Raw genomic sequence first — 10,357 nt, 5'->3', positions numbered from 1 at the left:
AATATTTGTCTCCATAAAATCAAAATACCATGAACACTGGGCTCATGGCATCAAAAATTATATACTTTCTTATCTTTCAAAAAAATCCTCATCAATAAATGATGAGGAATTGGAGTTTCTTCTTATAAGAATATAAAGTAAGCCAAGAAAATGAAAAATAGGCCATACATAATCGGATGAATCTCTTTCGCTCTTCCTGCAACTAACATTGTAATTGGATAGAAGATAAATCCGATTGCGATTCCTGTAGCAATCGAGTATGTCAGTGGCATCATCAAGATTACGAAAAATGCTGGTACTGCGACTTCGAATTTTGACCAGTCGATCTTACCAATTGAACTTACCATCAATACCCCTACAATAATTAAAGCAGGAGCTGTCACACTTGCCGTAATGACACTCAGTAATGGGTAAAAGAATAAAGATAGTAAAAATAATACTCCTGTTACGACGGCTGCAAAACCTGAACGTGCCCCTGCTGCTACACCTGCACTTGATTCTACATAGGAAGTAGTTGTCGATGTTCCAACGATTGCTCCTGCTGTCGTGGCAATCGCATCTGATAATAGAGCTTTACTCGCACGTGGAAGCTTTTCGTCTTTCATAAGACCTGCTTGGTTTGCGACAGAGATTAGAGTTCCTGCTGTGTCAAAGAAATCAACGAATAAGAATGTTAAAACAACGATTAAGAATTGAACTGTCAGTAGTGAAGCTGGATCATTAAAAATTGGTTCAAACGCAACACCGAATGTTGAGCTGACACTTGGCACTTCGCCGATAATTCCTGATGGCATAGGAACTAATGAAAATACCATTCCTACGATTGCTGTAATAGCCAATCCGTAGAATATTCCGCCCTTGATTCCCTTTACCATCATGATGACTGTGATCACAAGTCCAAAGATTGTGAGTAAGACATTCGGGTCTGTGAAATCTCCAAGGCCTAATAACACAGCGTCGTTATTTACAATAATTTGAGCGTTTTGAAGGCCAATAAATGTAATGAAAAGTCCAATCCCTGCTCCCACAGCATATTTTAATTCACTTGGGATCGAGTTGATAATGACTTCACGAATTCCAGTTAAAGATAAGATAATAAAGATAATACCAGAAAATAGAACACCTGTTAAAGCAACTTGCCAAGGGATTTCCATTGTTAAGATAACGGTATAAGCGAAAAATGCATTAAGTCCCATACCTGGTGCCAGTGCAATCGGGTATTTAGCAAGAATCCCCATGACGAGTGATCCGATTGCTGCTGCTAATGCAGTTGCAGTAAAGACTGCCCCTTTATCCATATACATAAAGTCTGGTAGACCTGGTACTGTTTCTAGAGAGAGCGTGATTGGATTGACGATTAAAATATACGCCATTGCTAAGAAAGTAGTGAGTCCACCGATGATTTCTCTTCGGTAGTTGGTGCCTAATTCTTCAAAACGAAAATACTTCTTCATAATTTCCTCCTGATTTCTGTCGCGAATAGCCTTGTCTACAGAAAAAGGGAGTATACGAATTCGCATACTCCCTCAATAAGCAAAACAAACCGACAAAAGTGGGAGTGCTGTGCTCATCGTAGTCAGATCATTTACGGTGATCCGGTAGAGACGTTCGGGCCTTATTCCCAAATATATACGACGACATGATTCAATTTTATAATCTTAGGATAACATTTCAGTTTTTCTCCGTCAACAGAAAAACCGAACATTATTTATATTTATTCCACGAAAGTTCGTTATTCCCACTCAATCGTTGCTGGTGGCTTAGAAGTAATGTCATAGACAACACGGTTGATGTGGTTTACTTCATTGACCAGACGAACAGAGATTTTCTCTAAAATATCCCACGGGATACGTGCCCAGTCAGATGTCATACCGTCAATTGACGTTACGGCACGAATTCCGATTGTGTAATCATATGTGCGTGCATCACCCATTACGCCTACACTGCGGATATCAGGTAGCACTGTGAAGTACTGCCAGATGTCACGGTCAAGACCAGCTTTTGCAATTTCCTCACGAAGGATTGCATCGGATTCACGAACGATTTCTAGTTTTTCTTCTGTCACTTCTCCAAGCACACGAATCGCAAGACCCGGACCTGGGAAAGGCTGACGCCAAACTAAACTTTCAGGAAGACCAAGCTCTGCTCCTAATGCACGTACTTCATCTTTAAAGAGTGTGTTTAATGGCTCGATCAATTCAAACTTCATGTTTTCAGGAAGGCCACCAACATTGTGGTGTGATTTGATTGTTTGAGCAGTAGCCGTACCACTTTCGATAATATCCGTGTAAAGTGTCCCTTGTGCGAGGAAGTCCATGTCTGAAAGCTTCGCTGCTTCGTCGTCAAATACATAAATAAATTCATTTCCGATGATTTTACGTTTCTTTTCAGGATCTGAAACACCTGCAAGTTTTGACATAAAGCGCTCACGAGCATCGATTTTGATGACGTTCATATTGAAGCCGTCAGCGAAAATTTTCATTACCTCATCTGCTTCATTTTTACGAAGAAGATTGTGGTCAACGAACATACATGTCAATTGATCGCCGATTGCTTTATGGATCAGTACCGCAACTACTGATGAGTCAACGCCACCTGATAGTGCGCAAAGTACTTTTTTATCGCCGACTTGCTCACGGATTTTCTCGACTTCAAGCTCGATGAAACTTTCCATCGACCAGTCCCCTTTTGCTCCACAAACTTTGAACACGAAGTTCTCGATTAACTGGTTTCCATAAATCGAATGACGAACTTCTGGGTGGAATTGGACAGCATAAAGATTTTTTTCAACGTTCGCCATCGCTGCCACTTCACATGAAGGACTTGTTGCGATGACTTCGAATCCTGGAGGTGCAACTGTTACATGGTCACCATGGCTCATCCATACAACTTGTGAATCTGGTAAAGAATCAAATAGATGTGTAGGGTTTTGAACAGCGATGTCTGCTTTTCCGTATTCACGTTGCATTGCGCGCTCCACTGTTCCACCGTAATAATGTGCCATCAATTGCATACCATAGCAAATACCTAGGATTGGAATATCAAGTTCGTAGATTGCTGGATCGACGTGGAATGCATTCACGTCATACACAGAGTTCGGACCACCTGAGAAGATGATTCCGACAGCGTTCATCTTTTTGATGTCTTCTGCTGTAATTGTATGGGGATGTAATTCACTGTATACGCCAAATTCACGAATGCGACGCGTGATCAATTGATTGTACTGGCTACCAAAGTCGAGTACGACGATTTTTTCTTGTTCCTGTAATAAAGGAGCAGCTGTCATGTGTTTGTCCACCTCATTGATTAGTATCACAGGTTCTGTCATGAAAAAAACGCATAGATGCCTTGATCTATGCGTCTGGTGTGGTCTACTGAAGTCCATCTAAAATGAACAACTAAAAGGACGAATAACGCCCCTGCATGTGCATGACGAAATCCGTCCTCATAGTCAAGTCATTTCCGGTGACTTGGTAGAGACATCCATACCAGATTAATGGACATATACGAGGCCTGTGTAGTTATTGAATTGTACCTAGTGTACAGCCTTCGTAGGGCAAAATCAACTGCTTAGGCGATTGATTAAATATTCCCAACTTTCCCGCAAGTGCTCCGGTTTTTCTGGTGTCCCTTTTCCGTATAAATGGCGCTCGTAATGGGTAGTCAAATTACGCATGTGCCCTTCGCCAAAATAGTTGTCGATCTGGGCGGCGTAGCGCGTCAGTGTATGCCCTGGTTCTTTCGGTAATCCATACAGCGCCAAATAACGAAGCAGTCGCGTATATAATTTTTCAAATTCTTCTGCTGATTGATCTGAAGCCAAATAGCGGCGCAGCCAGAATTTCGGCAACCATTTCAAACGGAACTTATAAAGTAAGCTTCCGATGACACCGAGTAAACCGAATAAACCGAGCAGTCGCCATTTGTTGGCATCGAGCCATTCAACAGCAGGTTCTAATGAGAAGTTCGATTGCTGTGTCGTCTGTTGATCTGGTGTTTCTTGCTGTTGTTGCTCTTGTTGTTCAATTTCTTGTTGCTCTGCTGCAAGTGAATCGTCTGGACTTAACTCGATGTCAAACTCGATATCCGGTGTATTCGTAAATCCGATAGTCGGCTCAAAATTCATCCAGCCGATTCCAGGTAAATACGCTTCGACCCATGAGTGCGCGTTGTTATTCGTCACTTGAAAGATTTGCTCACCGTTTTCAGCTTGTACAACTTCGCCAGGAGCAAATCCTTTCACCCAGCGCGCTGGAATATCAGCTGCACGAAGCAAGACGACCATAGACGTCGAAAAGTTGTCACAGTACCCGATTTTTGTATCAAACAAGAACTGGTCAACGTAATCTGTGTCCCCTTCCGGAACGGCTACGTTGTTTTGACTGTAGGTGAAGCCATTCGTTCGGAAATACTGTTCGATGGCTTTTGCTTGGTCATAAACACTTTGTTGCTCAGAAGTAATATCAAGCGCTAAGTCTCGCACACGTTGCGGAAGTGTATTCGGAAGCTGCAAGTAACGGTCAAATTCTGAACCAATCGTTTGTAAATCTTCGATGGCAGTTGATCGAAGCTCACTTAACAAATAACTTGGCTCTGCAAAGTCGACACTGTAACTTTGCGGTTCTACAATTGCTTCTTGATCGACTGCATCAAACTTGTTTGTACTGAGGTTGAAACGGACGTCAAAGGGTTCTCCGCTCGTATAGGACGTTGCCCCGTACGTATGGAAAAGAAAAGGGAAATCCGTTTGCATGTCGAATGTCATTTGTTGCACATCGTCTTCTACGCTAGGTGGGAAGTCTAATGCAAATTCTTCCTCTTGTTGATAGTAATCATAGACAAGCTGAGGTTCTGATTGGATCCACCCTTTCGATGTATACGTATCCTTTGTTTCTACACGGTAGTAGCCACGAGAGGTGGAAGTTACTTGGAATACCTCGGTATCATCACTGATGAATGAGCCTCCGAGTTGTTCATCATTTTCATCATAGCCGACTTTATTGATTCCTCCTGCCCCACCTGGACCAGTCCCTGACTGCGGATTGGTTGAGTAGAAATACGGCACGGGGTCTGGCCATAATGGTCCAGCTTTTGGGAGCACGATGGCAAGTGATACAGAAAGAAGAAGAAGCGCTGCTGTAAACGCAATGCCAATGTAGCGAACTTGCTTTTGGTTCTCGTGCAACTTAAATAAGAATAGGAAGGCACTGACTCCTAAACCGATGACAAAGACGCGAACAATCGCTGCAGAACCGTCATACGGAGTAAATGTGTCAAGAATGCCGATGATAATGACTGTTAAAATAAAGAATACAAATATAGTTGCACGCATGCGAATCCAGTAGCCAATCAAATAGACAGTCATCCACAACAAAACAAAAAATAGGATTGTGCGGAACGGATCAGTCATTTGTGTCAAATCCAATGTAATCAGTTGTGTGATATTGAAAATGAGTTCAGTCAAAAAGAAGCGAATACTCTCTCCACTTAAAATCGTGAACTCTGAATAAATAGAAACGATGAACCAATAAATATAAGCAATTTTTACAAATCCACTGATCCACCAAGGGGTTTTCAAAAATAACAAGATGAAGGAAATCGCGACAAAAATGTAGAACACGCGAATAAAACCAATATTCGTCAATTCCGCAATTGGGCCTAACCATTCAATAAGTAACAATAAGGCAGCTAAAAACGTCACGGCCTCCATAATAAATGTGCGCTGCTTCATCGTTTGGCCACCTCCCCGAATGCATCCGGGAATTGAGACGGTGAGACGGTGATGACCGACCAACCTCGTGCTTTCGCATACTCTTCGACTGGCAGTTCAGCTGAAGTCAGCCGCGGAGCATTTTCCCCTTTTACTACAAAGCAAATGCCTTCTCGTAAATTCGGTGTCATGTGTGTAAGTGCTTCAATTCGTGCTTTTTCAAGATAAGCAGTAATACAGATAATGCCCTTGAACGTACCCAGTCGTTTGTCTTCAGAAATCAATCGACGCATCGCTTGAGCTTCGATTGCTTCCGTTGTGGCCAATTCTCGTTTTGCTCTTTCTACATGTCCTTGGTGCTGAACAGTCGTCAGCATCATGCCCTTGGAACCTGGAATGATGAATGCACCGGTGGAATCCGACTTTTCCATTGCATGAACGACAGAGAGTGTGAAGTCGATGGCATCGTCAAAGCTTTGTCCTTCTGTTCGGTCAAGGTACAACAAAGTATCTTGGGCTTGACGATCTTCGAAATCTTTTGTTCGCAGGGTTTGACTTTTCGCAAACGATTTCCAGTCAATCCAGGAAACCCGGTCACCTGGTTGATACTCACGGACTCCTGTTGCAACAGAGTTTTCTTTATGCGCTTGGAAACGCGCTCGTGCTGCACCTTGATCATAATTGGAAGCAATCGGCGTATAGAAAAGGTCTGTCACACGAGGATACACCGTTATCTGGTGCGGACTTGAGACTATCCACGATTTGCGTAACCAGCCGAGAAGGTCGACGAGTTCAAGTTCTACATCGTCAAATATGTATATACCGCGTGGCAATTTCTCAATGGCATACGTGAGCGTAATGGATCGGCGGAAGCCTACAAATACAATACGTTGTTTTGGTTCATAGTCTTTAAACGGTGGATAGTCTCTTACTTTCATATAGTAGAGGGGCCACCAGTCATTTCGTGTTATATGGAGAGTGACTTCAAGTGTTTGACCACGTGTGAGTTCACCTGAAGTCAATTCGCGCTCCACTGTCATTTTTCGGACAGGGTAAAAATAAATAATGAGCGCAAAAATTAGAAATGGGATGATAGCATAGAGTAAAAACCAACTGACAAACCCACCTTGAAACATTGCGTATGCAAAACTTGCAACTCCTATCAGTAAGAGGCCTATCAAGCCTGCATGGTGTTTCATGTCGCAACATTCCGTTCCACAGGCACAGGAGTGCGCTTGATGATTTCTTTCAAAATCGCTTGCGCCTGCATCCCTTCATATCGAGCTTCTGGTTTCAAGATAATACGGTGTGAGAATACGAATGGCGCGAGATATTGAATGTCGTCAGGCATGACAAAGTCTCTGCCTTTCATTAAGGAGTACGCCTGCGCTGCTCTCATTAGTGCTATAGAAGCACGTGGACTCGCACCTAAATAGACATACGGATCGTTTCGCGTACGTGTTGCAAGCTCGACAATATATGTTTTCAAGACGTCCGAGACATGCACCGCCCGCACTTCTTTTTGAATCGCTGTCAGCTCTGCTAGTGAAATCACCGTCTCAAGTTCCTCGATTGGCACATTGTGTTCAAGACTGTTTAATACCTGAACTTCTTCCGTCACAGTCGGGTAGCCCATTTTGAGCTTCATGATGAATCGGTCGAGCTGGGCCTCTGGAAGTGGATACGTCCCTTCATGTTCAATCGGGTTTTGTGTAGCCATAACAAAAAACGGTTTAGGGATCGCAAGTGTCTCTCCGTCTACTGTGACAGAGGATTCTTCCATCCCCTCAAGTAGTGCAGATTGGGTCTTTGGCGATGTCCGGTTAATTTCATCGGCAAGAACAATGTTCCCCATGATCGGGCCAGGTCGAAATTCAAATGCCATTTCTTTCGGGTTATAGATGGAGACGCCTACAACGTCAGATGGGAGTAAATCTGGGGTAAACTGGATGCGGCGGAAATTAGCACCTGTGGATTTTGCTAAAGCACGAACAAGCATCGTCTTCCCAACACCAGGCACATCTTCTAATAGAATGTGGCCTCCTGCTAATAGAGCTGCTACCGATAGTTCTGCGACTTCACGTTTTCCTATTATCACTTTACTGATATTCTCTAATACTTGGTCAATCTTCAATTTGGCGTCCATTGCGCTCGTCCTCTCTATAGGTCCGGTCATTTTTCGAAAATTACGTCAGTTCTCTTTTAGCATACCCAATGACCTACAAGAAAACAAATAAAGAGACTGCAAATGCAGCCTCTTCACTAGGTTTATTTTTTCCACCACGTGTCAAATACAGTGACGGGCATCGTACGTTTATGACGCGAGCGGATAAAGTAGCCTTCAATCTTTTCTTGCGCCTCTAGATCAATCTGTTTTCCTTCAAGGTAGTCGTCGATATGATCATAGGTAACGCCTAATGCCACTTCGTCTGGAATCGCCGGACGGTCTTCTTCTAAATCCGCAGTCGGGATTTTCATATAAAGATGTTCTGGAGCTCCAAGTTCTTTTAACATCGCACGACCTTGGCGTTTGTTCAGACGGAATAAAGGGGTAAGGTCCACACCCCCATCGCCGTATTTTGTGTAGAATCCAGTAACAGCTTCAGCTGCGTGATCTGTACCGAGCACCACACCATTGAAACTTGCAGCAATCGAATACTGAGCCTTCATTCGTTCACGTGCCTTTTCGTTTCCTTTTGCAAAATCACTCAAGTCAACTCCTGCTTCTAGCAATGCTCGGTCGCTTGCATCCACAGCTTCTTTGATATTAATAGTAATCTTTCGGCTAGGTTGAATGAATGCGAGCGCATCTTGACGATCATGTTCATCAAACTGCACACCATAAGGGAGACTGACTGCAATAAATTCATAGCCCCCCTCTGTTTCTTCATTCAATTCGTCTACAGCCATTTGAGCAAGTTTACCAAGTAACGTAGAATCTTGCCCTCCAGAAATTCCAAGTACTAGTGATTTTAAAAAGCTATGTTTTTTCATGTAGTCTTTCATGAAATCAATCGTCACACGAATCTCTTCGTTCACATCAATTTGCGGCTTTACACCAAGCTCTTGAATAATTTCTTGTTGCATTGTCATTGAACTTTCCCTCCTGTCGCTTTATGCATGTCGACCATTTCTTTCACTTCTTGAATATTGCGCATTTTGTTGTCCCAGCATTTTTGACTCAGGTCGACAGGATATTCTTCTGGGTTCAACGAACGTTTGTATTCATCCCAAAGGAGTGTCAGGTTGGACTTCGCGTAAGCCTGCATCTCAGGTAAAGTTGGGTTGTCATAAATCACACGGCCATCTGCCACTACGTGATGATGCAAATCAATGGCATCAAAGTTGGTAACAAATTTTGATACGAATGTATGAACCGGGTGGAACATTTTCAAGCGATCCTCTTTCGTCGGATCTTCTTCTTTAAGTGTAATGTAGTCCCCTTCTGCTTTTCCGTTTTCACGGTCGATGATGCGGTAAATCCTTTTTTCACCGGGAGTCGTCACTTTTTCAGTCGTAGAAGAAATCTTAATCGTATCTTCCATTTCTCCCGCATCATTTTCGATAGACACGAGTTTATAAACGGCGCCGAGTGCAGGTTGATCATACGCAGTGATCAGCTTTGTCCCGATTCCCCACATGTCGACTTTGGCCCCTTGTGCCTTTAAGTTCAAAATTGTGTATTCATCTAAATCGTTGGAAACCACCACTTTTGCGTCTGGGAAACCTGCTTCATCAAGCATGCGACGTGATTCTTTAGACAAGAACGCAATATCCCCGCTATCGAGTCGAATGCCGACAAAATCTATTTTGTCCCCTAGTTCTTTGGCTACCTGAATCGCTGTCGGTACACCAATATTAAGCGTGTCATACGTATCGACTAAGAACACACACTTTTTATGGCGCTTGGCGTAGGCATGGAATGCTTCGTATTCAGATTTATACGCCTGAACCATAGAATGGGCATGTGTTCCTGAAATCGGAATGCCAAATAACTTTCCTGTGCGCACGTTACTTGTTGCTTCTGCTCCCCCAATATAGGCAGCACGTGCTCCCCAAATAGCTGCATCCATCTCATGCGCTCGGCGTGAACCAAATTCCATGACGATTTCGTCTTTGACCACTTGTTTAATGCGTGATGATTTCGTCGCAATCAACGTCTGGAAATTGACGATGTTCAGGAGCGCCGTCTCAATGAGTTGGGCTTCGATTAGGGGTGCTTCTACACGCACGAGTGGGGCTTGCGGGAAAGCGAGCTCTCCTTCACGCATGGCATAGATGTTGCCGGTAAATCGCAGGTCCTTCAAATACGCTAAGAAATCTGCCTGATAGCCTTGTTCTTCTAAATATGCGAGGTCTGATTCACTGAAACGGAAGTTCTTTATATAGTCGAGAATCCGTTCTAGCCCAGCAAAAATTGCATACCCATTGCCAAACGGGAGCTTCCGGAAGAACAGTTCAAACACGGCTTTGCGCTCGTGCATGTTGTCTGCCCAGTAGGCCTCTGCCATGTTGATCTGATAGAGATCGGTATGTAATGTTAAACTGTCATCTGCATAAGGATGATTCATCTCGTCGCCTTCTTCCATACATAATTAGTTCTTAGTATACCCTTTTCCCCGAAAATGTGACAAAAAATCATTTCTT

The 10,357-nt window shown here is 43.4% G+C and carries 7 protein-coding genes and 2 riboswitches; all 7 genes read right to left on the bottom strand.

Annotation, left to right across the window (positions count from 1 at the left end; genetic code table 11):
- Positions 1-122: 122 nt before the first annotated feature.
- Entirely contained in the window at positions 123-1,454 is a 1,332-nt protein-coding gene (locus AB5N96_RS11815; protein ID WP_204590663.1) for an NCS2 family permease, read from the bottom strand.
- 99 nt (positions 1,455-1,553) lie between these two features.
- A riboswitch (purine riboswitch) is annotated at positions 1,554-1,655 on the bottom strand.
- A 77-nt stretch (positions 1,656-1,732) separates the two neighbouring features.
- Positions 1,733-3,286, bottom strand: coding sequence for a glutamine-hydrolyzing GMP synthase (gene guaA / locus AB5N96_RS11810; RefSeq protein ID WP_204590664.1), 1,554 nt, complete (start codon positions 3,284-3,286; stop codon positions 1,733-1,735).
- 142 nt (positions 3,287-3,428) lie between these two features.
- A riboswitch (purine riboswitch) is annotated at positions 3,429-3,530 on the bottom strand.
- A 32-nt stretch (positions 3,531-3,562) separates the two neighbouring features.
- Complete coding sequence (locus tag AB5N96_RS11805; protein WP_204590665.1) at positions 3,563-5,731, bottom strand: transglutaminase domain-containing protein; 2,169 nt, start codon at positions 5,729-5,731, stop codon at positions 3,563-3,565.
- On the bottom strand, positions 5,728-6,909 hold the full coding sequence (locus AB5N96_RS11800; RefSeq protein ID WP_204590666.1) for a DUF58 domain-containing protein: 1,182 nt from the start codon (positions 6,907-6,909) through the stop codon (positions 5,728-5,730). The genes AB5N96_RS11805 and AB5N96_RS11800 overlap by 4 nt, the downstream gene beginning before the upstream one ends.
- Positions 6,906-7,856: an AAA family ATPase gene (locus AB5N96_RS11795; protein WP_204590667.1), complete on the bottom strand. Its 951-nt coding sequence runs from the start codon at positions 7,854-7,856 to the stop codon at positions 6,906-6,908. Before AB5N96_RS11795 ends, AB5N96_RS11800 begins: the two co-directional genes overlap by 4 nt.
- Positions 7,857-7,978: 122 nt before the next feature.
- Positions 7,979-8,803, bottom strand: coding sequence for an NAD(+) synthase (gene nadE / locus AB5N96_RS11790; protein ID WP_392455863.1), 825 nt, complete (start codon positions 8,801-8,803; stop codon positions 7,979-7,981).
- Positions 8,800-10,281, bottom strand: a complete 1,482-nt coding sequence (locus AB5N96_RS11785) for a nicotinate phosphoribosyltransferase (protein ID WP_204590670.1) — start codon at positions 10,279-10,281, stop codon at positions 8,800-8,802. Before AB5N96_RS11785 ends, nadE begins: the two co-directional genes overlap by 4 nt.
- Positions 10,282-10,357: the final 76 nt, after the last annotated feature.

It is taken from the genome of Chryseomicrobium imtechense (assembly GCF_041475995.1).
Classification (GTDB): Bacteria; Bacillota; Bacilli; order Bacillales_A; family Planococcaceae; genus Chryseomicrobium; species Chryseomicrobium aureum.
This window is presented reverse-complemented; position numbering and strand designations above follow the sequence as displayed.

Coding starts and splice junctions, on each gene's coding strand:
- AB5N96_RS11815 (WP_204590663.1), bottom strand. CDS start 1,454: ATGAAGAAGTATTTTCGTTTTGAAGAATTAGGCACCAACTACCGAAGA.
- guaA (WP_204590664.1), bottom strand. CDS start 3,286: ATGACAGCTGCTCCTTTATTACAGGAACAAGAAAAAATCGTCGTACTC.
- AB5N96_RS11805 (WP_204590665.1), bottom strand. CDS start 5,731: ATGAAGCAGCGCACATTTATTATGGAGGCCGTGACGTTTTTAGCTGCC.
- AB5N96_RS11800 (WP_204590666.1), bottom strand. CDS start 6,909: ATGAAACACCATGCAGGCTTGATAGGCCTCTTACTGATAGGAGTTGCA.
- AB5N96_RS11795 (WP_204590667.1), bottom strand. CDS start 7,856: ATGGACGCCAAATTGAAGATTGACCAAGTATTAGAGAATATCAGTAAA.
- nadE (WP_392455863.1), bottom strand. CDS start 8,803: ATGACAATGCAACAAGAAATTATTCAAGAGCTTGGTGTAAAGCCGCAA.
- AB5N96_RS11785 (WP_204590670.1), bottom strand. CDS start 10,281: ATGAATCATCCTTATGCAGATGACAGTTTAACATTACATACCGATCTC.